This is a genomic window from Streptomyces tardus (assembly GCF_018101125.2).
Taxonomy (GTDB): Bacteria; Actinomycetota; Actinomycetes; order Streptomycetales; family Streptomycetaceae; genus Streptomyces; species Streptomyces tardus.
Genome location: NZ_JAELVF020000001.1, coordinates 4,636,549 through 4,661,518, shown reverse-complemented (window position 1 = coordinate 4,661,518; position 24,970 = coordinate 4,636,549). Strand labels below are relative to the sequence as shown.

Sequence of the window (24,970 nt, the reverse complement as noted above, 5' to 3'; positions counted from 1 at the left end):
TCGAGGACGTCGATCGCAGTGTTATCGTTGACCCCGTCGCAGGCCAACGGCCTGTGGACCACCGGTCCGGGTGGCGGAATGGCAGACGCGCTAGCTTGAGGTGCTAGTGCCCTTTATCGGGCGTGGGGGTTCAAGTCCCCCCTCGGACACAGAATCGGCGGCCGGTCGGGAGAGATTCCCGACCGGCCGCTTCGTCGTGCGCCCGGGAGCCTGCGGCTCAGCGCTGCCGAGCGAGCGGCTTCGCCGGCTCGGCGGGACGCGGCAGCCTGGCGGCGCGCGGGCCGGCGAGGTGGCGGCGCACATCGCGCACCAGACGTTCGGCGGTGAAGGTCGCGCCGTGGACGAAGCGCATGGCCGGCCCGAACGCGGGCGCGGCGAGCAGCCCGGCGAAGTAGAGCCCGGGGAGCGAGGACTCGAAGCCCGCGCCCAGCTTCGGTGCCCGGCTCGCCCCCAGCTTGCGGAGCGCCGCCCGGGTCGCCGGGTTGAGCAGCGCCAGCCGGTCCAGGTCGGGTACGAAGCCGGTGGCCGCGACCACGTGGTCGGTCTCGATCCGCTCCCGGCCGCCGTCGGCGGTGCGCAGCTCCAGCCCGACGCGGCGTCCCCGCAGTGCGGCGCTGCGCAACGTACGGCCCAGCCGCACCGGTACGCAGTCCTCGCAGCGCTCCCGCAGCCACCAGGCGCCGGCCGGGCCGAGCGCGCGGTCGGCGATGCGCAGCCGGGCGGCGGCCGGCAGTGCGCGCACCGCCCAGGGCGCCTCGGACCAGACCCAGCTCGGCCAGCCGGTGCCCAACCCGCAGTGGGGGTCGCGCAGTCGGCGCAGCAGCGGGCGCTTCAGCGGTTGCGGAGCGGTGTTCCAGGCGAGTCCGGCGGAGCGGGCGACGACCCGGGGGCGGGCCCCCTCCTCCGCCAGCAGGGTGGCGGTCTCCAGCGCGGCCTGCCCGGCACCGAGGACGGTGACGTCCAGATCGCGGAAGGCGGCCGGATCGCGCAGATCACTGCTGTGCGAGACGTACTGCGCGGGCAACTCCCGTACCTCTTCGGGGAGATGGGCGAAGGGCAGCACGCCGACCGCGAGCGCGACGGTACGGGTGTAGATCACCTCGCCGTCGTCGGTTCGGGCCTGGTAGTGGTCGAGGTAGGGCCGCACCGAGGTCACGGTGCGCTCCTCGACCGGCGGCACCGCCTGCTGGGCGAACCACAGACCGTAGCGGGTGAAGGTGTCGATCGGCAGCGGTTCGCCGTGCCCCGCGGCGACTCCACGGTCCGCGCAGTAGGCGGCCAGCGTGTGCACGGCGGCGGGGTCGGAGAGGTTGGAGGACCAGGGCTCGGACTTCAGGTACATGCCGCGCGGCATGTGGTCGCGCCAGGCGGCCATGGGACGGCCGAAGATCCGTACCCGCAGCCCGGCACTCGCGGCGTGCGCGGCGATGGACAGGCCGTAGGGGCCGGCGCCCACGACTAGCAGGTCATGCATCGGTGTTCTCCCCTGGAGGTGGTGCCGCCCGGTGTGCGTACCGGGGCGGACGGGGCGGGACGGGGCACGGCGGGGATCCGCACCGGGTGGCTCGGGTGGCGCGGACGCCCCGGACGCTGCGGGGTGGCGGGGGCGCGGCGCCCGCGGCACGGGGTCGGCGGGCCCACGCGTCTCGGCTCCCGCCGCGCCGCGGGCGCCGCTCCGGTCCGCGGCGCGCGTACCAGCCGTGCTCCGGGTACGGTCCACGGCGCGGGTACGAGCCGGCGGGACGGCCGGGGTACGGCGGCGCAGCGTCCGCCGCAGCCGGCAGAACAGCCGCGTGGCCAGGCGGCGTTGGAGCGCCGCGAGCAGCGCCAGGAACGGCAGCGGGTCGTCCCGTGCGTACCAGGCGGTCTCGCGACCGGTCGTGCGCGGGCGCCGGCAGGACGGGTCGGAGCGGCGCACGGGGGCGAGCAGGGTGGCGGCGAGGGCGTACTGCTCGACCACGAGCCGCCGTCCGGGCAGCGGAGTGTGCACGGGCACGGGGCGGCCGGTGAGGTCGAGATAGGCGGCGCGCACGACGTCGAGGCCGTTGGCGTCGGTGAAGAGCCGGAACTGTGCGCCGGGGCGGGGGTTGAAGTCCAGCAGGTGGTACGTGTCGCCGGCGGCCTCGTGGCGGAAGTCCAGGTCGAGGATGCCTCGGTAGCCGATGGCGGCGGCGAACCCGGTGGCGATGCGTTCGAGGCGGGAGTTGGGGACCCAGCGGCCGGTGGCGGTGAGCCCTGCCGACGGCGGCCAGCAGCGTTCCTTTCGGCCGGTGCCGCCGGCCAACAGCCGGCCCGCCGCGTCGATGTAGCCGTGAAAGAACCAGTCGCAGCCCGGCCTGGCGGGCAGTCGGCGCTGGAGCAGCAGCCGGCCGCCGCCGTGTTCCTCCCCGGGACCGCTGCCGTCCGACGCGGCGGAGTCGCCCGGCCCGTACGGCATCCGGGCGGCACCGGCCTCGTGGAGCGCGTGCGCCTGGCGGGGCTCGTACAGCACCGTCGTGCTGCGCAACCCGGAGCCGGGCGGCAGCTGCCAGGGCCTGCTCCATTTGGCGACCACCGGCAGTCCGAGTTCGCGGGCGGCGCGGGCGGCCTCGGAGGCGCTGCGGGGGCTGCGGGTCTCCGGGTGAGCGATGCCGTGCGCGGCGCAGAGCGCGGCCAACTCGCCCTTGTCCGCGACCCGTTCGAGCAGGGCGGGGTCCGGGTGGCGCAGCAGGTAGTGGCCCGCGAGGTGCTCGCAGAGCCGGGCGACGGCGAGCGCGCCGCGGTCGTCCAGGGGCAGGAGTACGGCCGGTCGGCCGATCTCCGCCGCGATCTCACGCAGTCGGCGCAGCAGTGGGGCGGTCCCGGCGGTGCCCTCGGGGCCCGGACGGTGGAGGCGGGTGAGGTGGCGGGAGCGTCCGAGGGGACCGACCGGTCCGTCGAGCAGGACGTGCGTCTCCACGCCCGCGCGCCCAAGTGAGCGGACGGCGGCGAGAGTTCCGTGGTGGAAGGGGTTCGCATCGAGACGGAGCAGCAGTGCGGGCACCGGGTTGTCGTACGACGGCATCGCGTCGGTCCTTCACGTCAATGGGCCGAGTGGGGGACACATTCCTCGAATGGGCTACGGGCCGGAGAACCGAACAGCCCATTAGGGCGATCGGCTGATTACGTTCAGTCGTGCGCCGAACGGTGCAACAGCCGGTCCGGAAGGAGTCCCACATGACCCACAGGCGTCGCTGGTTGACGGGCGGCTGCGCGGTGGTCGCGGCAGCCGGCCTGCTGTTCGCGGGCCCGTACGACCTCGACCGGGACCGGGACGGGCTCGGTGACGCCCGCAGCGACGCGGCTCCCCCGCCGAACACGGCGAACCCACCGGGCGGTTCCAGCGGTCCGGCAGCCGGGCCGGGCGCGCCGAGGGCGGGCGGCGGGCAGCAGGTCCCCGGCGCGGTCGGCGCCTTTCTGGCCTCGGGGCCCGAAACCATTCCGCGCCTCGGCGCGATGGAGCGCTGGCTGGGCGACTCGGGGCTGCGCGTGGGCCACACCTACCTGCCGGGCGATCTGTGGTCCAACATCGAGGGGACGCCGGGGCTGCTGGAGGGCTGGGCCCGCTGGCGGCAGGAGAAGCAGGACCGGCTGTTCGTGCTGAACGTGCCCATGCTGGAGCGCAACGAGGAGAACGTCCCCGACCACGAGGTGCGCGAGCTGCTCAGGGCGGGCGCCGACGGGCAGTTCGACCGGCACTTCACGAAGCTGGCCCGGCGCCTGGTCGACCTCGGCGTGCCGGACACCATCGTGGTGCTGGGCTGGGAGATGAACGGCACGACCTACACCCACCGCTGCGGGCCGGATCCGGACGCGTGGAAGGCCTACTGGAAGCGCATCGTGGGCGCGATGCGCGGCGTGGCGGGCCAGGACTTCCGCTTCGACTTCGCCCCCAACCGCGGCACCGACGACATCCCCTGGACCAAGTGCTACCCGGGCGACCACGTCGTCGACATCATCGGTATGGACTCCTACGACCAGCCGCCGGGCGACGACTTCGACGACCACATCAACCAGCCCTACGGTCTGCGGCACCAGGTCGACTTCGCCGCCGCACGCGGCAAGCCGATCTCCTATCCGGAGTGGGGCCTCTTCCGCAACGGCGACAACGACGACTACATGCGGCGGATGCTGGACTGGATGAAGGAGCACCGGCCGCTGTACCAGACGATCTCCGACTACTGCCCGCACGGAGTCTGGCAGTGCTCGGAGAACCCGCGCTCCGCGGCGATCTTCCGCAAGGAGATCGCCGAACGGCTGGTCGAGCACGCCGGGCGAGAGGAGGGCGTACGCCCCGACCCGTCCGTCTCCGGCGCCGCCCGCTGTCCGACGCTGCCGCTGCACGAGTGGGCCGGGCGCGGTGACGAACAGGGGTGCGCACGACCGGAGTTGCCGGCCGAGACCCCCGAGGGAAGCCGCCGGGAGGCCTCCGACTGAGGCCGGGTGCACGGGCGGTGCGGCTCCCCGCCCGTGCACCGGCCGCGCCCTGCCGCGAACGCGCGGACCACCCGTGCGTGGTGTGGCCCTGCGCGAGCCGACCCCGTGCGGACCGGCCCCGTGCGGACCGGCCCCGTGCGAGCCGACCCTGTGCGAGCCGACCCTGCGCGAGCCGACCCCGTGCGGACCGGCCCCGTGCGGACCGGTCGGGCCGGCGACGGGTTCGCGGGAGGAGCGTACGGCGGCGACACGCGGGCTCACCCCGTACCGCCGGCCGACCACGGGACCGCTGCGCGCAGTCGCTCGGCCCGACGCCGCAGCTCCGGCAGCCGGTCCCGTACGGCGTCGGCCAACCGGTCGCGTGCGTCCAGTCGGGCCAGATGCACCAGCAGCGCCGGGGCCGTGGTCCGACCGGACAGCAACAGCCGCTGGTTGACGACCCGTTCGGGGCGCCAGTGCTGCTTGTACGGTTCGGTGCCGCGCAGCATGCTCAGCACTCGTCGCCCGCTCTCGGTCACCTGGCGGGCGTCGTGCCGCAACAGCATTGTCGTGATGTCGACCTTCTGCTCGCGCAGCTCGGGGTGCGCACCGTAGAGGTAGCCGCCCGCCAACTCCGCGGAGAGCAGCGTCACATCACCCGCCACCACCCGGCCGCCGAGCCGGAACTCGGTGAGCACGGCGTCGCCGCTGCGCACCATCTGGCTGGTGGCCCGCACCAGGTGCTCGGCGAACCGGGGCCGCAGATGCTCGGGGGTCACACCGCGCCCGCGCCACTGCATACCGTGCAGTCGGAGCATGGTGCCCACCGCGCCGGCGACCTCGTGCGGCGGCACGGTGCGCTCCTCGATACCGAGCGCCTCCAGCCTCCGCAGCTTGGCCCGGAACCGACGGGCGTTGCGTCCCGGCAGGCGCTGGAGCAGCTCCGGCAGCGGTGCGCCGGGCAGTTCCAGGCAGACCGAGTCGGCGCGCCGCCGCGTGGGCCCGTCCCACTCCCGGTGGACCCGTTCGACGGCGGCGTGCGGGCGCACCTCGCGCAGATCCAGCAGCGCGGTGCGGGCGAGCCGCTCCAGCCCCCGGGTCAGCGCCCGTCCGGCGGGGCCGGCCCGGTCGTCGTCGAGCAGGACGTCGAAGAAGTCCGAGATCCCCCCGCCCAGCGGCACCAGTACCGGGTACGGCTGGTGGGTCAGCATCAGCGGCGCCGCGCCCACCAGTCGGTCGCCCTCGCGCACCAGGACCACCCGCAGCCGGTTCGGTACGCCGTAGGAGAGCCACCAGGAGTGCAGCCAGGCATGGCTCTGGAAGGGGGTCGCGGTCCCACAGGCGCGGTGCAGTCGCGCCCACTCCGGCGCGAGCGCGGCGAGCCCGTCCGGGTCGCGGCACAACGTCACCCGCATCGCGGACGGTTCGGCCCCGCTCACCGTGCCGCTCCGTTCGGGGTCTCCTCGGAGGCGGCGGTCGTGAGCTGTTCCTGCGCGGGCGTGCGGGACTGTTCGACGGGCCCGGTGCGCCGCGGCGTCGTGCGCTTGCGGCTCCTCCCACCGGAGGTCGCGCCCTGCTTCCCGGCTGCGGTCGTCCCGCTCGCCGTCACGTCCGCCTGCCCTTCCGAGGTGGTGGCCGTGGTGTCGTCCGAGGTCCTGGGCCGGGTTCGGGCGGAGGACTTCGTCGGGGAGGTGGGCGAGGACTTCGTCGGGGGCTTGCGCAGGGCTTTGGTCGACGACTTCGCCGGAGCGGGGTCGCGGCGAGTGGTGAAACGGCCCTCCGGCGCGGACGCCGCGACGGCCTCGAACGAACCGACCGCAGCAGACGGCTCGTTCCCGCCGACCGGCCCGGGGTCGTCGAGCAGGCCGGGGTCGTCGGTCCGTGGCTGCTCCGGTGTCGCCGCGGTGCGTCCGCCGGCTCGTCCCCCGGGGCGCACCAGCAGGGCGAGGCCGCCGACCAGTCCGCCGGTGCAGGCGCCGACCGCGGTGGCCACCGGGGTGGCCGGGGAGCTGGGCGCGGTCGGCGCGTGGGCGGCGGTCAGCACCGTCAGCCGTACGCCGGTGCTGCGCGCCGCGTCCCGGCTGGAGTCGGTCAGTGCGGCGGCGACCGCGTTGGCGGTCGACGCAGCCCGCTGCGGGTGGGTGGCGGTGCCGGTGATCTCGATCATCGGAGCGTCGGGAGAGGTGGCCGACCGTACCCGCTCGCGCAGTTCGGGCAACGGCACCCCGGAGGTGCGCTGGGCGGCAGCGAGTACGGCGGGGCTGGTCGCGATCCGGCCGTACGCCTGGGCGAAGCCGAGCGCGGTCGCCGGGTCGCCCCGCTCACCCGGCACCGCCACGACGTAACCGGTCGCGCTGTACTCCGGGGTGGCGACTGTCCCGTACCCGGCTCCGCACAGGGCCCCCAGCGCGACACCCGCGGCCAGCGGCCACCAGCGCGGCAACGTCAACCGCCGCAGCCGCGCCGCAGCCGCGCCGACCCGTCCGCGCGGCGCGGCTGCGGCGGTTGACGTTGCCGCGCTGGTGGCCGCTGGCCGCGGGTGTCGCGCTGGGGGCCCTGTGCGGAGCCGGGTACGGGACAGTCGCCACCCCGGAGGTGCGCTGGGCGGCAGCGAGTACGGCGGGGCTGGTCGCGATCCGGCCGTACGCCTGGGCGTTGGGCCTGCCGACCCGCCTGCCCGTACCCCGTGCGGTCGAGCGCTACGACATCTCCCGCAGCGCCGACCGCGGTGGCCACCGCGGTCGGCGCCTGCACCGGCGGACTGGTCGGCGGCCTCGCCCTGCTGGTGCGCCCCGGGGGACGCGGAGTCGCCGCGGCCCTCCGGTCCCCCGGGCCCGGGGGCGGACTCGGAGGCGGGGGGCGCCTGTTCGGTCTGCGTCATCGTTCACTCACCTGGTTGCCGATGCGTGCGCCGGCGGCACGCTCGTAGATGGCCATCTACGAGCGTGCCGCCGGCGCACGCATCGGCAACCAGGTGAGTGAACGATGACGCAGACCGAACAGGCGCCCCCCGCCTCCGAGTCCGCCCCCGGGCCCGGGGGCGGACTCGGAGGCGGGGGGCGCCTGTTCGGTCTGCGTCATCGTTCACTCACCTGGTTGCCGATGCGTGCGCCGGCGGCACGCTCGTAGATGGCCATCAGTCGGTCGGCGCTGCGGGAGATGTCGTAGCGCTCGACCGCACGGGGTACGGGCAGGCGGGTCGGCAGGCCCAACGCCCAGGCGCGGTGGTGCTGTTGCAGCGCCGCGTCGAGGTCGGCGGGCTCCGGGCCGATACGGCGGGCTCCGGGCGCCTCGTTGGCCGGGAGTTCGTCGATCGCCGGGCAGGTGACGTGCAGTACCGGCAGGCCGGCGGCGAGCGCCTCCAACACCACCAGTCCGAACGCCTCCTCGCGGGACGGGGAGGCCAGCACGTCCATCGCGGCCAGCAGTACCGGCAGCGGAGGTGCGCTGCTGGACGGCAGATCGCTGCTCTCGCCCGGCAGCAGCATCCGATCCGCACAGCCCAGTTCCGACGCCAGCCGCAGCAGGTTCTCCCGCTCCGGTCCGTCGCCGACCAGCAGCAGCCGTGCCTGCGGGAGTGCGGAGACCGACCGCAGCAGCCCGTCGAACCGCTTGCCCGGCACCAGGCGGCCCACCGCACCCACCACGTAGGCGCCGGGCGGGATGCCGAGCAGCGCCCGTGCTCCCTTGCGCGCGGCGGGGGCGAAGCGGAAGCGCGCCGCCTCGATGCCGTTGGGCACGGTCTCGATGCGCGGCCTGGGCACGCCCCAGTCGCGCAGCCGCCGGGCGACGGTGTCGGAGACCGCGACGGTGGTGGCGCCGAGCCGCTCGGAAGCGAGGTAGAGCGCCTGGTTGCCGAGGCTGAGCGGGCGGCCCTCGATCTGCGCGGCGCCCAGGGAGTGTTCGGTGGCGATGACCGCACGCACACCGGCGAGCCGGGCGGCGGCCCTGCCGTAGACACAGGCCCGGTAGAGATGGGTGTGGACCACGTCGTAGCGGCCGTGCCGGATGAGTCCGGTGAGCCTGGGCAGTGCGGACAGGTCGCGGTTGCCCCGCATGTCGAGGTGGAAGACGCGTCGTCCGTCGGCCCGGATGCCGGTGGCGACCGGGCCGGGGTTGGTGAGGGTCGCCACGTCGCAGTCCAGTGGGAGATGGCGCAGCAGCAGCCGCAGCTGCTGCTCGGCGCCGCCCACTCCCAGACCGGTGATGATGTGCAGCGCTCTCATCGGCTCGCCTCCCTGCCGACGGTGGGCAGTTGGGGCTCCTCGCCGAGCGGGCGCCGGCGCAGCGGGTGCAGCATGCGCTTGAGCTGGAGCCGCAACCGTCCGTCGTTCTGGCCGATGTAGGCGCGGGGCAGGGCGTACGGGCCGGTGAGCGTGCCGGGGTCGATGGCGCAGGCGTAGCTGTACCCGGCCCTGCGCACCGCCAGCGCCGAGCGTTCGTCGACCGCGCCGTAGGGGTAGCAGAAGCCCTCGGGCGCCCGGCCGGTGATGTCGCGGAGCAACTGCCTGCTGTAGGCGGTCTCCTGCTTGCGCACGGTGTCGTCGCCGGCCGGGAGGTTCGCGTGCTGGAGCCCGTGCGAGCCGATCTCGACGCCGGCGCGGGCCGCCGCCCGGATGCCCTCCGCCGTCAGCAGCGGTTTGCGCGGCCCGAGCGGGTCCCAGGCGTTGTCCTTGCCGAGCCTGCCGGGCAGTACGAAGAGAGTGGCCCCGAAGTCGTGTCGCCGCAGCAGCGGCAGCGCGTGCTCGACGAAGTCGGCGTAGCCGTCGTCAAAGGTCAGCCCGACCAGTCCCGAGCCGCGTCCGGCCGCCCTGGCGCGCAGCAGTTCGCGCACGCTGACACCCGTCAGACCGCTGCGGGCGAGCCAGTGCAGCTGCTGGTCGAGGCGGTGCGGGGAGACGGTGATCTGGTACGGGTCCTGCGCGGTCAGGGCGACGGAGTGGTACATCAGGATCCACGGCGGCAGCGGTGTGCGGCGCGCGCGCGGAATGGGGTTGCGGTGTGCGGACGCCTGGTCAGCGGACATGACGCACCTTTCGTTCGACTCGGGTGACGGCTCGCCCCACGGCGCGGCGAGCGGCGGACATCAGTGGCGGCACCTCAGGTGCGCGCAGCAGCAGCGCGGCGGCGGTGAAGACCGCGGCCACCAGCGCCGCCCCGAGCACCGCCGCGGGCAGCGCGGCGCCGCCGAAGAGCGGGACGGCGAGCAGCCCGGCGCCGGCTGCCGCGGCGGCGGCCACCAGCAGTCGGCCGACACCGCCCAGCACCGCGGGCACCTCGATGGCGATCATGCGGCGGCTGAGACCGCGCAGCAGGAGCAGCGCGGCAAGGGTGATGCCGGCGGCGTTGGCCCCGGCGATGCCGTGGATCCCCCAGTGCGGCGTGGCGAACGCTCCGAGGGCGATGGTGGCGGCGAGCCCCGTGCCCATGGCCAGCGCCGGGTACCAGGTCGGGCGCGCGGCGGAGAAGAACGGCCGGGCCAGCGCTCCGACCATGCTGTGGCCGAGCAGCCCGAGCGCGTACACCCGCATCACCGCTGCGGTGGCGGCGGTGTCGGAGGCGGTGAACGCGCCGCGCTGGAAGAGGACTTCGACGATCTGCGGGGCCAGCGCCAGGACGTACGCGCTGCCCAGCAGCACGATCAGCGCGGCGAGCGAGAGGTCGCGCTCCACCCGTCGGCGGGCGTCCTCCCGCCGGCCCTCGGCCATCGCCCTGGCCACCACCGGGAAGGTGACCGTGCAGACCATCAGCGAGAGCACCATGGGCAGTTGGGCGATCTTCTGCGCGTAGTTCAGGTGCGAGATCGCGCCCGCGGGCAATTCTGAGCCGAGGAACCGTTCGACCAGCACCTGCGCCTGGCGGCCCAGTGCGAACGTCACCACCGGCGCCAGCAGCCCGACGCTGATCAGCGACCGGGGTGCCCGGGCACGGCCGCGCAGCCGGGGTGCGGGGCTTCGGCGCGGCAGTCTGCGCAGGAACGACGGCAGCTGGACGAGCGTCATCAGCGCACCGCCGACCGCGACACCGGCCGCGGCGGCCACCACGCCCCAGCGGTCGTGCAGCAGCAGGACGGTGGCGATGATGCCGAGGTTGTACACGGCGTACACGGCCGCGGGCGGCAGATAGCAGTGGTGGGCGCGCAGGGTGGCGCTGAAGTAGCCGGTGATGCCGAAGCTCAGCAGCGTCAGTGCGGTCAACCGGGTGCATTGAACGGCCAGTTGAGGGTCTTCCAGGCCGGGAGCCAGAGCCGCGACGAACAGCGGCGCGCCCAGCGCCGCGCACCCCGCCACGGCGGCCAGTACGAGCGCCAGACGCGGCAGGGTGCCGGCGACCAGCTCGCGCACCGGGTCCAGCGGGCGGCCCGACTGCTCGGCGCGCCGGGCGAGCGCCAGGCTGACCGCCGGGACCAGGACCAGCGCCATCGCATCCTCGATCAGGAGGGTGGAGGCGAACTCCGGCACCGTCCAGGCGACGAGGAACGCGTCGGTGTCGCTGCCCGCACCGAAGAGGTGGGCGATGGTCTGGTCCCGGATGAGTCCCAGCAGTGAGCCGAGCGCGGTGAGCGCGGCGGTCCAGACGGCGGCGCGCGCGAGCACCCGACCCAGCGGCGAGGTGTCGGTGGGTCTGTCGGCGGGCTTCGGGGGGCCGGTGGCGAGCCGATCGGGCTCCGGGGCGGGCCGGTCCGGCGGCGGTTCGGGCCGCTCAGGGTGCTCGGGTGGCTCGGGTGGCTCGGGTGCCTCGGGTGCCTCGGGTGGCTCGCCGAGGGCGGTCGGGTCGTGCCCGGTCGGGTCCTGGGCGATCGGGCCGGGTGCGGTCGGGTCCTGTGCGGTCGGGTCCTGTGCGGTGCGGTCGTTCATCGCGCGGCTCCGGCGGGCGGCACCGTGTCCGCGCCGCGCAGCGCCCACCAGGCCACCAGCCCGAGCACCAGCGCGGTCAGCACCGTCGACGGGCCGCCGATGTCGGCGTAGAGGAAGTCGACCAGCTGCCACACGAGCAGTCCGACGGCGGCGGCCCCGCAGGCGGGAGGAGCCCCGTACGCCCGCCGTTCGGCCCGCAGCGACCGCAGGCCCAGCAGCAGCAGCGCCGCCCAGCTCCCTGCCAGGGCGGTCAGTCCGAGCAGCCCCTGCTCGCTGAGGACCAGCAGGTACATGTTGTGCGGGGAGAGCAGCGGCTCGCGGTGGAAGTCGCTGCCGGCGCCCGCGGTGTCGCCTCCCGAGGAGAGCGCCAGCGAGGCGTTGCCGTCGCGGTGTTCGGGGAAGCCCCTCGGCCCCACGCCGGTCAGGGGTTCGCGCTGCCACATGGACACGGCAGCCGCCCACATGCTGTACCGGTCGGTCACGGACTGGTCGGGGGCGTCGGCCACCTCGGTGATGCTGCCGAGCCGTTCGCCGACAAGCTCGCCCCCCACTCCCGCGCCGCCGACCAGCACCACGGCCAGCGCGCCCGTCACCGCGAGGGTGCGCAGCGCCAACCTCCGCCCGGACAGCAGCAGTACGGCCAGTACGGCCGCCCCGGTGGCGATCCACGCACCCCGGCTGAAGGACAGCACCAGCGGCACCGCGAGCAGTCCGGCGGCGGCCAGCGCGAACACGCGAAGCCGGCGGTTGCTGCCCGGCGGGGGCAGCAGCCCGAGAGCGAGGGCGAGGACCAGTCCGTAGGAGACAAGCGTGGACATGCCCATCACATCGACGGCTCCGAAGGTGCCGACCGCGCGGATGTCCGCGCCCCGGTACGAGGCACCGGTACCGGTGGCGTACTGGTGGACGCCGACCGCTCCCTGAAAGAGGGCGAGCACGACGAGCGCGCCGCCCAGCACCGCGAAGTCCCGTCGGTCGCGCAGCAGCAGCACCACCGCGGCCGGAACCAGCACGAAGATCTGGAGCGTCCGGACATAACCGGGCAGGCCGGCCGCCGGATCGAAGGAGGCGATCGTCGCCACGGTGACGCCGAGCGCGGGCAGGGCCAGCAGCAGCGCCGCACGGGCGGTGAGCGGCCTGGCGCCGCGGCGCACCAGGGTGAGCGCCATCCAGCCGACGAGTACCGCCGAGGCGAGGTCCGCCGGGCCGACGGTCGCGCCCTGCCCCGGGTCCGCGCCGCCGGCCGGGGCGCAGACCAGCACCACGACCGCGAGCGCCGGCAGCAGCGGCAGCGACCGCCGCACCCGGAGACGCCACCCGCCCGCCGAGGGCCCGGGCGCCGTACGCGACACAGGCGGCCGTGCGGGGGCGTGCGCGGACGCGGGCGCCGGACGCGGCGCGGACGCGGGCGCCGGACGCGACGCGGACGCGGGCACAGGCGCGGACGCGGGCGCCGGACGCGACGCAGGTGGCGGGGGCGCCGTACGCGACGCAGGTGGCGGGGGCGCCGTCGGCGGGCACTGACGCACGCTCAGCTCCCGCCCTGCCGAAAGACGGAGCCGACGGTGCGCAGCAGAATGGACATGTCCAGCCACGGCGACCAGGTGTCGATGTAGTGGTTGTCGAAGCGCGCCCGGTCCTCGATGGAGGTGTCGCCGCGCAGGCCGTGGACCTGGGCCAGGCCGGTGATGCCGACGGGCATCCGGTGCCGGGCCCCGTAGTGCGGATGGACCTCGCTGAACCGTGCGACGAAGAAGGGGCGTTCGGGCCGCGGCCCGACCAGGCTCATATCGCCGCGCAGCACGTTCCACAGCTGCGGCAGCTCGTCCAGCGAGGTACGGCGCATCCAGTGTCCGACTGCGCTCATCCGCCGGTCGTCCGCAACGCTCCACCGAGTGGCCGCCTCGTACGGGTCGGTGGGGCGCAGGGTGCGGAACTTCAGCACCGTGAAGGGGCGTCCGTCCCGGCCCACCCGCTCCTGCCGGAAGAGGACGCCGGGTCCGTCGGACAGCCGTACCGCGAGGGCGCAGAGCGCCAGCAGCGGCGAGAGCAGCAGCAGCGCGAGACCGGACGAGGCCATGTCGAAGGCCCTCTTGCCCGTGTGCGCGGGGGTGCGCGCGGGCGGCGGCAGGATCCGGCTGCAGGCGAAGCCCCAGAGCTGGCCGGCGGGCCTGGCTGCGGGGAGTTGGGGCCCGCCGACGCACCACACCGCGCAACCGAGCGAGGCGAGGTGGTCGACGAGCGCGGCGAGCTCCGGTCCCGCCGGCGGCCGGGTGAGGACCGCGTCCCGCACGCTGTTCTGGATCACGGCCCGGGTGACGTCCTCGGAGGTGCGCAGCACCGGCAGCCTCGGTGGCTCGCCGACGTGTTGCTCGCCCGGGCCGCACGCGACCAGCCCCACCGGCCGCATCGCGTACTCCGGCCGGGCGAGCAGCGCCGCCGCCAGAGTCCTGGAGGTCGGCCCGAGCCCGACGATCAGAGTGGAGCGCGGCCGGCGCCTGCCGCGCACCCGGCGCAGCCGGTACGTCGCGGACCGGCCGGCGGTCGCCAGCACCGTGTGCAGGGTCAGCAGCGACAGCAGGGCGGGCAGCGCCATGGCGTGCTCGGGGTCGGCCGACGCGGCGAGAGCGGCGGTCACGGCCCATGCCAGCGCGGCGCTCGCGAACAGCGCCGGCACCTCGTCGAGGCCGGAGGGCGACGGGCGGCTGCGGTAGAGACCTGCCTGCCTGTTCAGGGCGAGGACCGCGAGCAGCCCCGCGGCGAGCGCAGTCGGCGGGAGCGTGGTGGTCTCGGAGGCGACGAGCGTCAGGGCGGCCGTCATCGCCAGGCAGTCCGAGACCAGCGCCGCCCGTACGGACGGCCCTCGGCGGGGGCGGCGCCGCGCAGCGCCGGGGTCGGCCGCGGTGCGCGGCGGCGGGAAGGGGAGCGGGCTCTTTCGCGGGGGGCCCGCGGGGCCGGTGAGCGGTCCTGAGGTCTCGGTGCTGTCTGCGGTCATCGGGCGAGGCGCTCCCTGCGGTCCTGGTGCGGGCGCCGGAGCAGTTCGCGGTACAGGTCCCCCACCTCCGCGGCGCTCCGGCGCACATCGTGGTTCGTGGTGACATGGGCGCGGGCCTCGATCCCGGCGGCGACGAGGCGCCGGGGTTCGGCCAGCAGCTCGCCCAGCGCGCGGCCCAGAGTGAACGGGTCGTCGGCGGGCACCAGTTGACGGGCGGCGTGGCCGTTCGGCAGGCACTCGCGCGCGCCCGCGACATCGGTCAGCAGCACCGGTCGGCCGCACGCCATCGCCTCCAGCGGGGCGAGTGCCATCCCCTCCCACCGCGAGGGCAGCACGACCAGGTCGGCGGCCTGGTACCAGGTCCGCACCGTGCGGACGGCGCCGGCGAACACCACGCCCGCGGGTGCCGCCGCCCGGAGCGTCCCGGCAGCCGGGCCGTCGCCCACCAGCACCAGCAGCGCGTGCGGATGCCGGGCGGTGACGGTGGGCCAGGAACGCAGCAGCACGTCCTGGCCCTTCTGCTCGCTGAGCCTGCCGACGCAGACCACCAGGGGCGCCTCGGGCGGCAGCGCGGCGCACTCGGGCAGCGCGGCGCGGGCGGTACGGCGGCTGTCGGTGGCGGTGGTGAGGTCGAGCGGATAGCGGCCCAGGTCGATGCCGTTGGGCACCACCGTCCAGTCGCCGAGCACACCCGCGTCCTCGCCGCGACGTCGCTCCGCCTCGCTGACACACAGCAGACGGCCGGTCCAACGCGCGGCCCGGCGCTCCCACTTCAGCGCCAGCGCGCGGGCGGTGCCGGTAACGGCCTCGAAGGACCAGGCATGTGGCTGGAACACGGTCGGAACCCGTCCGCGTGCGGCCAGCCGACCGGCGAGGCCCGCCTCGGCACTGTGCAGATGCAGCAGGTCCGGGCGGAGCCTGTCCAGGAGACCGGCGATCCGGCAGACCTCCGTGAACAGACCGGGGCCCGGTCCGCGGCCAGCGGGCCAGTCGTGCACCCGCGCACCGGCAGCCCGGGCGGACTCCCCGAGCGGCCCCGGCGGGCACCCCAGGTGCACCTCCAGGCCCGCCCGCCGCTGAGCCGCGACCAGATCGGTGACGACCGTGGCGACCCCTCCCTCGACCGGCTGGGAGAGATGCAGCACGCTGGGCCGGCGGCGGACGCCCGGCACCCGGGGTTCGGCTGTCGCGGTCTGCTGTGCTCGGTGGCGCGGGCCGTGGAACCGTCCGTCCGGCGGCCCGCCGAACTGTCCGTCGTACGACACGTATTGATCTCCCCCGGGTGCACCGGCCAGTGGAATTGGTTTCCGGTGGCGTCGGAACTCCGGAATTTCAGCTCCCGGTTGTCGCCGCCACGGCGAGCACACCGAGGTGAAAACCGTCGGCGCCGGGCGTGAAATAGAAGGAGAGGGAATCCGCGCCGTGCTTGACCGCGGCAGTGACGTCGAACCGGTCGGAGTCGTATCCGAGCGTGTTCTCGTGGGCCGGCTCTCGGCTTTTCACCGGCCGACCCAGATCACTGATGGTGGAATTCATCGCGTCCGCCGCGGGGTTGGCCGAATTGTTGAGTCGCATCGGGGATTTCCCCTTGGCCGCGATCTGCCAGCCGTCGCCGGTGACGCCGCGGTCACCGTCGTAGGCCACCACGGACGCGGTGCCGCGCGAGCCCGCGGGAATACCGAGCCCGGTGAGTGTGACGCGTGCGTCTCCCCCCTTGGGGGTGACGCTGCGGTAACCGTCCCACAGGGCCAGCCGGCGTTCGGGCGAGCGGTCGTTCTCGTAGGCGGCCACCATCGTCCAACCGCCCCAGGCGCCCGCGGCGGAGTGGCCCATCGCGACGTTCAACTGGGCGACGGTGTAGGAGCCCGAGCCGCTGCGGCGGACCAGGTCGGTGACGTCGGCCGAGGCCTGGTAGGAGTCGGTCAGCTTCGTGGTGCGGTGCGCGATCACGGAGTCGGCGAACACCTCCGTGTAGGAACCGCCCTGCTCGGCGAGGAGTACGCGGCCGTTGTCCTTCGGCGGCTTCTGCTCGCCGACGCGCAGGTTGCCTCCCCAGTACAGCCGGGCGTGGGTGACTCTCGACCCGGACGGCAGCTTCAGCTGCGCACGGCTGGAGTTGTAGGTGTCCGGATCGTCGTCGACGTCGATGTAGAACATCTCGTAGTCGCCGTTGACGCCCGCGCCGCGCTGGGCGGCCGGGCACGGACCGGCGCCCTTCCTCACCATCGACCGGCAGGTGATCGCGGAGTTGGCCGCCTGCGCGAACCCGCCGTGCTGCACTGTCGAGTACCGCTGGGTGAAGGGGAGTTGCTCCTTCACCCCGGGCGCCGAAACCGCGGCGCTCGGCAGCACCGACACGGCAAGCGCCGTCGCGAGCACACACCAGGCACCGCGACCCGCAGAACTGAAATTCGTTCGCACGACGTGCTCTCCGATTTCTGTGAACGACCTACCTCAGCAGTAGTGCAGAGTGACAGAAAGAAAGTGGCAACTCACGTCAGACGCGCTGATTGGGGAAATGCATGTTGGTCGCACCAACTGGGGCGGGAGTACGTCGTGTTGACCGAACCGTCAACACTGTGCCTCTTTTCGTAATCCCGCTACGCCATTTGTGCACGGCGCCGTATCCCGACCGACGGCCGTTCGTTGACTGCGGTGACCCCTTTTCACCTCGGTTGAGGAGTAAGTCATGAAGCACATCGTGAAGGTCGGGACCATGGTCGCCGCCGGTTGCGCGCTCGCCCTGGGCAGCGCGGGCGGCGCGGTGGCGCACGAGGGTTCGGGCGCGGGCGCGCAGGGCGTCGCCGCGCACTCCCCCGGCGTCCTCAGCGGCAACGTCATCCAGGTTCCGGTGAGCATCCCGATCAACCTCTGCGGCAACTCCGTGAACGTCATCGGTGCGCTCAACCCCGCGTTCGGCAACACCTGCATCAACAAGTGAGCTGAGCGCGCCCGTTCGGCGCGCGAGGCCCGCACGCGCGAGAGGCGGGCGGAGGACTCTTCCTCCGCCCGCCTCTTCGCACGCCCGCCTCCGCCCGCCTCACGCCCGCCGCTCGGCGCGGGCTCTCGGGCGTGCGGGTCCTCAAACGCGTGCGGTCTCCTCCGGCGCGTGCGGTTGCCGCGCTCCCGTGCCCGTGCTCCCCCGCGCCCGCCTCGCCGTACGTGTGTGCGCCCGCCTTCGCGTCAGTCGCTGCTGCGGGCCCGACTGGGTTGTACGCGCTTGGGTTCTCCGCGCATCTTGGGATGGTCGGGCGGGTACGGCATGTCCTCCTGGCCGTGGTCGCGGCGGTGTCGCTCGGCCAGCTCCAGCACGGTCTCCAGTCGGCCGGGTGCATCGTCCATGCCCGCGTGCACATCGCCCTCCCGCGCGTACCTCTCCGGCATGGTCGCCAGATCGAAGTCGGCGGGCTCCGCGTCCGCCAACTCCTCCCAGCGCAGCGGCGCGGAGACGGTGGCGTGGGGCGTCGGACGCACGGAGTACGCGGCGGCGATGGTGCGGTCCCTGGCCATCTGGTTGTAGTCGACGAAGATCCTGGCGCCGCGCTCCTCCTTCCACCAGGCGATGGTGATCCGGTCGGGGGCGCGGCGCTCGAGTTCGCGGCCGATGGCGATGGCGGCCCTGCGGACGTCGACGAAGGTCCACAGCGGCTCGATCGGCACATAGACGTGCAGCCCCCGGCCGCCGGAGGTCTTGGGCCAGCCGCGAAGGCCCAACTCCTCCAGCAGCTCGCGCAGTTCGCCCGCCGCGGCCCGGGCGTCGGCGAAGTCGGTGCCGGGCTGCGGGTCCAGGTCGATGCGCAGTTCGTCGGGGTGATCGGGGCGTTCGCGGCGTACCGGCCAGGGGTGGAAGGTGAGACAGCCGAGGTTCGCGGCCCACAGGACCGCGGCAGTCTCGGCGGGGCAGATCTCGTCCGCGTGACGCCCGCTGGGGAAGGAGATCCGGGCGGTGTCGATCCAGGAGGGCAGGTTCTTCGGTGCCCGTTTCTGGAAGAAGGACTCGCCGTCCACTCCGTCCGGGAAGCGTTGCAGGGTGGTCGGGCGGTCGCGGAGCGCGCGGGTGATGCCGTCCCCGACAGCCAGGTAGTACCGGGCGAGATCCAGCTTGGTGAAGCCCCTCGCGGGGAAGTACACCTTGTCCGGGTGGGAGAGGCGCACCGTCCGCTCGCCCGCCCGCAGTTCCACGCTGTCGGCCATCCGTCCACGCTAGCCCCGGGCGATCGCGTGCGCCGCTCGGCGGGCGGGGGCTCGGCCGCGGGCGGACAATCGCCGCATGGACCTCCCGGTGATGCCGCCGCTGAAGCCGATGCTCGCCAGAGCCGCGGCCCGTATCCCGCCCGGAATGCACTACGAGGCGAAGTGGGACGGCTTCAGGGCCCTGGTCTTCCGCGACGGCGACGAGGTCGAGCTGACCAGCCGCTCGACCAACTCCCTGACCCGCTACTTCCCCGAACTCCTGGACGCGCTGCGCCGGTCACTGCCCCCGCGTTGTGTGGTCGACGGCGAGATCGTCGTCGTGCGCGGCGACCGGCTGGACTTCGAGGCCCTGCTGGAGCGCATCCACCCCGCGGACTCGCGGGTGCGGAAACTGGCGGCGGAGCACCCCGCCGCCTTCGTCGCGTTCGACCTGTTGGCACTGGAGGACCGTTCGCTGCTGGAGGCCCCGCTGGTCGACCGCAGACGGTTGCTTGCCGAGGCGCTGCACGGGGCCGACGGTTCGGTGCGGCTGGCCCCGGCCACCGACGACCCGGAGGTCGCGCGCCATTGGTTCGAGCGCTTCGAGGGCGCCGGGCTGGACGGCATCGTCGCCAAGCGCCCCGACCTTCCGTACGGGCCGGACCAGCGGCTCATGGTGAAGATCAAGCACGAGCGGACCGCGGACTGCGTGCTGGCGGGGCTGCGGCACCACAAGAGCGGTCCGGTCGTCGGTTCGCTGCTGCTCGGGCTCTACGACGAGTCGGGCGTGCTCCAGCACGTCGGGGTGTGCGCGAGCTTCCCGATGCGGCGGCGGGAGGAGCTGATGACGGAACTGGCGCCGCTGCGCACGGACTCGGCGGACCACCCCTGGGGCGCCTGGCAGGACGATGCCGCGCACGAGCACAGCCGGATGCCCGGCGGTCCGAGCCGCTGGACGGGGAAGAAGGACCTGTCGTGGGTGCCGCTGCGTCCCGAACGAGTGGTGGAGGTGGCGTACGACCACATGCAGGGCGACCGCTTCCGCCACACCACGCAGTTCAGGCGCTGGCGACCGGACCGCGAACCGCGCCAGTGCACCTACGCCCAGCTCGAGGAGCCGGTCCGCTACGACCTGGCCGAGGCCCTGGGCGGCCGACCCAGGGACTGACGCACCGGCGCGCCCCTACGGGCCTGCGCGAGTGCAGGCCGGCGGACGTCCGTCCCGGGCCGCCGCGCGGGGGCCGTACCGGCCCGTACGAACTGCCCGGGACGGGCGGCGCCGGTCCGTGGGACCACGGCGCACGTCCCCGTACGCCCGCCGGGGTTGCGGCTACCCGCCGATCGCCTTGGCGGCCTCCCGGCCCGCCGTGCGGCCGGAGAAGAGGCAGCCGCCGAGGAACGTCCCCTCCAGCGAGCGGTACCCGTGCACACCGCCACCGCCGAATCCGGCCGCCTCGCCCGCCGCGTACACGCCGGGCAGCGGGGTGCCGTCCTCGGTGAGCACCCGCGCGGACAGGTCGGTCTCCAGCCCGCCGAGGCTCTTGCGCGTCAGGATGTTCAGCCGTACGGCGACCAGCGGGCCGGCCTTGGGGTCCAGCAGCCGGTGCGGCGAGGCGACCCGGATCAGCTTGTCGCCCAAGTAGTTGCGGGCGCCCCGGATGGCGGTGACCTGGAGGTCCTTGGTGAAGGTGTTGTCGATCTCGCGGTCGCGGGCGGAGATCTCGCGGTGCAGCGCGCTCTCGTCGATCAGCGAGTCACCGGACAGCTCGTTCATCCGGGCGACCAGCCGGCCGAGGTCCTGCTCCACGATGAAGTCGGCGCCCTTGTCCATGAAAGCCTGCACGGGGCCGGGCGGGCCGCCGCGGGCCCGGCCGAGCACATCGCGGATGCTGCGCCCGGTGAGGTCGGGGTTCTGCTCCGAGCCGGAGAGGGCGAACTCCTTCTCGATGATCTTCCTGGTGAGGACGAACCAGGTGTAGTCGTAGCCGGTCCGCTGGATGTGTTCCAGGGTGCCGAGCGTGTCGAAACCGGGGAAGAGCGGGACCGGCAGCCGCTTGCCGGTGGCGTCGAGCCAGAGGCTGGAGGGGCCGGGCAGGATGCGGATGGCGTGTTTCGGCCAGATCGGGTTCCAGTTCTCGATGCCCTCGACGTAGTGCCACATCCGGTCCCCGTTGATCAGCCGGCCGCCCGCACCCTCGGCGATCGCGAGCATTTTGCCGTCGACGTGCTCGGGCACCCCGCTGAGCATCTTCTTCGGCGGAGTCCCCAGCCGCCGGGGCCAGTTGGCGCGTACGAGGTCGTGGTTGCCGCCGATGCCGCCGGTGGTGACGATGACCGCCTGGGCCCGCAGTTCGAAGCTCTCGTCGCTCTCCCGGCCGCTCGGAGTGCCGCGCGGCGCCGCGCTCGGCGCCAGCACCTCTCCGGAGACGGTGTCGACGGTCCCGCCGGTCCGGCTCAGCCCGGTCACCCGGTGCCGGAACCGCAGTTCCACGCGGCCCGCCGCGACACCCGCACGCACCCGGCGCTCGAAGGGCTCCACGACACCCGGCCCGGTCCCCCAGGTGATGTGGAAGCGGGGTACGGAGTTGCCGTGGCCCGTGGCGTCGTAACCGCCGCGCTCGGCCCAGCCGACGACGGGGAAGAGCTTGAGACCCTGCTGCCGAAGCCAGGAGCGCTTCTCACCGGCGGCGAAGTTTACGTACGCCTCCGCCCAGCGGCGCGGCCAGTGGTCCTCGTCGCGGTCGAAGCCGGCGGTGCCGAGCCAGTCCTGCCAGGCGAGTTCGAAGCTGTCGCGGATGCGCATCCGGCGCTGCTCCGGGGAGTCCACGAAGAACAACCCGCCGAAGGACCAGTGCGCCTGCCCTCCGATCGACTGCTCTGGCTCCTGGTCGAGAAGGATGACCCTCCGCCCGGCCTCGGAGAGTTCGGCGGTGGCGGCGAGACCCGCCAGGCCCGCACCGATCACGATGACGTCCGCGTCGTACGACATGCGCGAAGAATTACTTGTGGGTAGGTGCACCGTCAAGATTTCTGCGCCAACGGATGGCCCCGCGGACGGGTTCCGTCCGCCGCGTCGTCCGGACACGGCGGCACGGCTCGGGCGCGCGCGGGCGGCACGGCTCGGGCGCGCGCGGGCGGCGCGGGTGGGGCGCGCAGGGGCGCGGCGGCGCGGGTTGGGCGGCGCGCGCCCCGATGGCGGATGATCCACGGGACGCGGGCGTCGACCGACTCGCGGACGGCGAGGCACGAAGGAGTGCGAGTGATGGGCGGCAGGCTGCGCCAGGACGTGATGCTGTGGGTCTCGCCCCGGCGGATGGAGGCGGAGGGCAGTGCGCCGGACTTCCGGTTCTCGCTGGCCAACGAACGCACCTTCCTCGCCTGGATACGGACCGCGCTCGCGCTGGTCGCCGGCGGGCTGGCGGTCGACCAGTTCCTGACCGGACTCGCGCACCTGCCCCGGACCGTCCTCGCGGTGGCGCTGCTGGCCGGCGGCGCGCTGTGCGCGGTACGGGCGATCCACCACTGGGCCCGGTGCGAGCGTGCGATGCGCCGCGGTGAGCCGCTGCCCGCCTCGCACTTCCCGGCGCTGCTGGCCGTAAGCACGGCCCTCGCCTCGCTGCTGGTCGCCGCGGCGCTGGTGTTCGGCCCGGACCGGTGAGCGGGGTACGCGATCCGGGCGCCCAGCCCGAACGCACCCGGCTCGCCTGGCGGCGCACGACGCTCGCCGCGACGGTCGTGCTGCTGCTCACGGTGCGCCACCAACTCGTCGCCTCCGGCGGGGTGTTGGGCTGGGCGGCGGTGGCGGTCGCGGTCGCGGCGTGGCTGGGGCTGCTGGTGGCGGCGCACCGCAGGCTGCGCCGCCTGCTGTGCGCCGCGCCCGTCGCGGCGCGCCCCCGGCATCTCGCGCTGGTCTGCGGCTGCGCGATCGCGCCGGCCGCGGCGGGCGCCGGACTGCTGCTCCTGCGGGGCGGATAGCGCGCGGTTCAAGCCCCGGGGCCGGAAGGGGCTGGACTGCGTACCGGCCAGTCGGCAGGATCATGAAGACGTCCCGCGGGACCTGCGCCGACGACGGTCCCGCGGATCGGCGCCGCAGCCCGCCGTCCGACCGCGTACCACCCGGAGGTGGCCCCATGCCCGAGCAGAACCCGCCCGGCCTCGACCCGGAGCGGCTGCGCACCCATCTGGAGCGGGAGCTGCCCGGCACGGTCGCCGGTCCGCTGAGCGCGACGCTGATCCAGGGCGGCCGGTCCAACCTCACCTACCGGGTCGGCGACGGCACGCACCAGTGGGTGCTGAGGCGTCCGCCGCTGGGCCATGTGCTGGCCACCGCGCACGACATGGCCAGGGAGTTCCGGGTCATCGGTGCACTCGGCCCGACCGGGGTGCCGGTGCCCGAGGTCCTGCACCTGTGCGAGGACACCGAGGTGCTGGGCGCACCCTTCTATCTGATGGAGTACGTGCCCGGCACTCCGTACCGCACCGCCGAGGAGCTGACGGCGATCGGCCCCGAGCGCACCCGCGAGGTCGTGCTCTCGCTGCCGGACACCCTGCTGGCCCTGCACGCGGTGGACCCGGCGCAGGTCGGGCTGGCCGACTTCGGGCGGCCCGAGGGATTCCTGGAACGGCAACTGCGGCGCTGGAACAAGCAGTTGGACGCCTCCCGCAGCCGGGAGCTGCCCGGCGTCGAGGAGTTGCAGCGGGCGCTCGTCGAGCAGTTGCCCGTCTCCCCCGCCGCGGGCGTGGTGCACGGCGACTTCCGGTTGGACAACGTGCTCGTCACCCCGGACGACCGGGTCTCGGCCGTGCTGGACTGGGAGATGTCCACGCTCGGGGATCCGCTCACCGACCTCGGCCTGCTGGTGATGTACAGCAGCCTGCCGGCCCTGCCCGGTTCGCCGATCAGCACCACCTCCGGCGCGCCCGGACACCCCGGCACCGACGAGCTGGTGCAGCGGTACGCGGCCGGCTCGGGGCGGGACGTCTCCCGGATCGGCTGGTACACCGCGTTCGCCCATTTCAAGCTCGCCGTCATCGCGGAGGGCATCCACTACCGCTACACGCTCGGGCAGACCGTCGGCGAGGGGTTCGACCGGGTGGGCGCGGTCGTACCGATGCTCACCGAACGCGGCCTGGACGAGCTGGGGAAGGACTGAGCGGCGATGGACTTCGGCCACGACGCGCGCACCGAGGAGCTTCGCACCCGGCTGCGCGACTTCCTGCGCGAACGGGTGCACCCCGCCGAGGAGGTCGCCGAACAGCAGCGGGCCGAGCAGGACTCGCCCTGGCGGACACCGCCGGTGGTCGAGGAGCTCAAGGACGAGGCACGCCGGCTCGGCCTGTGGAACCTCTTCCTCCCGGACGGCGAGTACGGCGCGGGGCTGACCAACCTCCAGTACGCCCCGCTCGCCGAACTCACCGGCCACAGCCCCGATCTGGCGCCCACCGCGGTCAACTGCGCGGCACCCGACACCGGCAACATGGAGCTGCTGCGCGACTTCGGCAGCGCAGAGCAGCGTCGCCGCTGGCTGGAACCGCTGCTGGCGGGCGAGATCCGGTCGGCCTTCGCGATGACCGAGCCCGAAGTCGCCTCCTCGGACGCCACCAACATCACCACGCGGATCGAGCGGTCCGGCGACTCGTACGTGATCACCGGACGCAAGTGGTACATCTCCGGCGCCATGAACCCGGACTGCGCCGTCTTCGTCGTGATGGGCCTGACCGATCCGGACGCCGAGGTGCGACGGCGGCAGTCGATGGTGCTCGTTCCCCGGGACACTCCCGGCCTCACCGTGCGCCGCGCGATGCGCGTGTACGGGTACGAGGACCACGCGCACGGCGGCCACGCCGAGGTCGTCCTCGACGGCGTACGGGTGCCGCGCGACCACCTGGTGGGCGAGGAAGGCGGCGGATTCGCCATCGCCCAGGCGCGGTTGGGCCCGGGGCGGATCCACCACTGCATGCGGCTGATCGGCATGGCCGAGCGCGCGATCGAGCTGATGTGCCGCCGGGCAGTGTCCCGCACGGCCTTCGGCGGGCCGCTCGCCGAGCAGGGCGTGGTGCGCAACTGGATCGCCGACGCCCGGGTCACCGTGGAGCAGTTGCGGCTGCTGGTGCTCAAGACGGCCTGGCTGATGGACACCGTCGGCAACAGGGGCGCGCACACCGAGATCCAGGCGATCAAGATCGCGGTGCCCCGGGCGGTCGTCTCGATCCTCGACCGCGCGGTGCAGCTGCACGGCGCGGGCGGCGTCAGCCAGGACACCCCGTTGGCGCATCTGTGGGCCGCGGCCCGCACACTCCAACTGGCGGACGGCCCGGACGAGGTGCACCAGCGTTCCCTGGCACGGCGCGAACTGCGGCCCTACGAGCAGGAGTTGCGCGGCTGAAGCCGGAGCGACGCTCCTCACGGCGGACGGACGGGAAGGAACGGGCGGGCGGGACTGACGGGGCGCGGCAGTTGCTCCTCGGCGCCGCGACCGAGGCAGCACGCGCCCCCGGATTCACGGCACGC

General features: G+C 74.0%; 19 protein-coding genes and 1 tRNA gene. 8 read left to right on the top strand and 12 right to left on the bottom strand.

What is annotated here, in order from left to right; translation table 11 throughout:
• The first annotated feature begins 64 nt into the window (after positions 1-64).
• Positions 65-149, top strand: a tRNA-Leu gene (locus JGS22_RS19965).
• 68 nt (positions 150-217) lie between these two features.
• Here JGS22_RS19965 and JGS22_RS27160 read toward each other — a convergent pair.
• Positions 218-3,043, bottom strand: coding sequence for an NAD(P)-binding domain-containing protein (locus tag JGS22_RS27160; protein WP_308405763.1), 2,826 nt, complete (start codon positions 3,041-3,043; stop codon positions 218-220).
• A 152-nt stretch (positions 3,044-3,195) separates the two neighbouring features.
• Here JGS22_RS27160 and JGS22_RS19955 point away from each other — a divergent pair, with 152 nt between their 5' ends.
• Positions 3,196-4,455, top strand: coding sequence for a glycoside hydrolase family 26 protein (locus tag JGS22_RS19955; RefSeq protein WP_211043183.1), 1,260 nt, complete (start codon positions 3,196-3,198; stop codon positions 4,453-4,455).
• 257 nt (positions 4,456-4,712) lie between these two features.
• On the opposite strand, the gene JGS22_RS19950 is transcribed toward JGS22_RS19955, so the two are convergent.
• The 9 genes from JGS22_RS19950 to JGS22_RS19910 all read right to left on the bottom strand — a co-directional run bounded on the left by JGS22_RS19950 (position 4,713) and on the right by JGS22_RS19910 (position 16,707).
• Positions 4,713-5,873: a GNAT family N-acetyltransferase gene (locus JGS22_RS19950; RefSeq protein WP_372454287.1), complete on the bottom strand. Its 1,161-nt coding sequence runs from the start codon at positions 5,871-5,873 to the stop codon at positions 4,713-4,715.
• A complete protein-coding gene (locus JGS22_RS19945; protein WP_216815043.1) occupies positions 5,870-6,883 on the bottom strand; it encodes a YveK family protein in 1,014 nt (337 codons plus the stop codon). Before JGS22_RS19945 ends, JGS22_RS19950 begins: the two co-directional genes overlap by 4 nt.
• 628 nt (positions 6,884-7,511) lie before the next feature.
• Complete coding sequence (locus JGS22_RS19940; protein WP_211040665.1) at positions 7,512-8,660, bottom strand: glycosyltransferase; 1,149 nt, start codon at positions 8,658-8,660, stop codon at positions 7,512-7,514.
• Positions 8,657-9,460 (bottom strand): polysaccharide deacetylase family protein, encoded by an 804-nt coding sequence (locus JGS22_RS19935; protein ID WP_211040664.1) that lies wholly within the window; start codon positions 9,458-9,460, stop codon positions 8,657-8,659. Before JGS22_RS19935 ends, JGS22_RS19940 begins: the two co-directional genes overlap by 4 nt.
• Entirely contained in the window at positions 9,450-11,291 is a 1,842-nt protein-coding gene (locus JGS22_RS19930) for a lipid II flippase MurJ (RefSeq protein ID WP_211040663.1), read from the bottom strand. Before JGS22_RS19930 ends, JGS22_RS19935 begins: the two co-directional genes overlap by 11 nt.
• Positions 11,288-12,643 carry an O-antigen ligase family protein gene (locus JGS22_RS19925; RefSeq protein ID WP_372454286.1) on the bottom strand — a complete coding sequence of 452 codons (1,356 nt, stop codon included), beginning with the start codon at positions 12,641-12,643 and terminating at the stop codon, positions 11,288-11,290. Before JGS22_RS19925 ends, JGS22_RS19930 begins: the two co-directional genes overlap by 4 nt.
• A gap of 179 nt (positions 12,644-12,822) precedes the next feature.
• Positions 12,823-14,286: an exopolysaccharide biosynthesis polyprenyl glycosylphosphotransferase gene (locus JGS22_RS19920; protein WP_211040661.1), complete on the bottom strand. Its 1,464-nt coding sequence runs from the start codon at positions 14,284-14,286 to the stop codon at positions 12,823-12,825.
• The gene (locus JGS22_RS19915; protein WP_211040669.1) at positions 14,283-15,458 is read right to left on the bottom strand and encodes a glycosyltransferase family 4 protein; all 1,176 of its coding nucleotides are present in this window, start codon (positions 15,456-15,458) and stop codon (positions 14,283-14,285) included. The genes JGS22_RS19920 and JGS22_RS19915 overlap by 4 nt, the downstream gene beginning before the upstream one ends.
• A gap of 160 nt (positions 15,459-15,618) precedes the next feature.
• The gene (locus JGS22_RS19910; RefSeq protein WP_211040660.1) at positions 15,619-16,707 is read right to left on the bottom strand and encodes a DUF3344 domain-containing protein; all 1,089 of its coding nucleotides are present in this window, start codon (positions 16,705-16,707) and stop codon (positions 15,619-15,621) included.
• Positions 16,708-16,975: 268 nt separating this feature from the next.
• Between JGS22_RS19910 and JGS22_RS19905 the strand changes: the two genes are divergently transcribed.
• Positions 16,976-17,227: a chaplin gene (locus JGS22_RS19905; protein ID WP_211040659.1), complete on the top strand. Its 252-nt coding sequence runs from the start codon at positions 16,976-16,978 to the stop codon at positions 17,225-17,227.
• A gap of 242 nt (positions 17,228-17,469) precedes the next feature.
• Here JGS22_RS19905 and ligD read toward each other — a convergent pair whose 3' ends face one another.
• Entirely contained in the window at positions 17,470-18,480 is a 1,011-nt protein-coding gene (gene ligD / locus JGS22_RS19900; protein ID WP_211040658.1) for a non-homologous end-joining DNA ligase, read from the bottom strand.
• A 76-nt stretch (positions 18,481-18,556) separates the two neighbouring features.
• Here ligD and JGS22_RS19895 point away from each other — a divergent pair, with 76 nt between their 5' ends.
• Positions 18,557-19,627, top strand: coding sequence for an ATP-dependent DNA ligase (locus JGS22_RS19895; RefSeq protein ID WP_211040657.1), 1,071 nt, complete (start codon positions 18,557-18,559; stop codon positions 19,625-19,627).
• Between the two features lie 162 nt (positions 19,628-19,789).
• Here JGS22_RS19895 and JGS22_RS19890 read toward each other — a convergent pair whose 3' ends face one another.
• Positions 19,790-21,448, bottom strand: coding sequence for an FAD-binding dehydrogenase (locus tag JGS22_RS19890; protein WP_211040656.1), 1,659 nt, complete (start codon positions 21,446-21,448; stop codon positions 19,790-19,792).
• A gap of 273 nt (positions 21,449-21,721) precedes the next feature.
• Between JGS22_RS19890 and JGS22_RS19885 the strand changes: the two genes are divergently transcribed.
• The 4 genes from JGS22_RS19885 (at position 21,722) to JGS22_RS19870 (ending at position 24,845) form a co-directional block, all read left to right on the top strand.
• A complete protein-coding gene (locus tag JGS22_RS19885) occupies positions 21,722-22,117 on the top strand; it encodes a YidH family protein (RefSeq protein WP_211040655.1) in 396 nt (131 codons plus the stop codon).
• Positions 22,114-22,434: a DUF202 domain-containing protein gene (locus JGS22_RS19880; protein ID WP_211040654.1), complete on the top strand. Its 321-nt coding sequence runs from the start codon at positions 22,114-22,116 to the stop codon at positions 22,432-22,434. The genes JGS22_RS19885 and JGS22_RS19880 overlap by 4 nt, the downstream gene beginning before the upstream one ends.
• Positions 22,435-22,589: 155 nt before the next feature.
• Positions 22,590-23,612: a phosphotransferase family protein gene (locus JGS22_RS19875; RefSeq protein ID WP_211040653.1), complete on the top strand. Its 1,023-nt coding sequence runs from the start codon at positions 22,590-22,592 to the stop codon at positions 23,610-23,612.
• A 6-nt stretch (positions 23,613-23,618) separates the two neighbouring features.
• Complete coding sequence (locus JGS22_RS19870; protein ID WP_211040652.1) at positions 23,619-24,845, top strand: acyl-CoA dehydrogenase family protein; 1,227 nt, start codon at positions 23,619-23,621, stop codon at positions 24,843-24,845.
• The last annotated feature ends 125 nt before the right edge of the window (positions 24,846-24,970 follow it).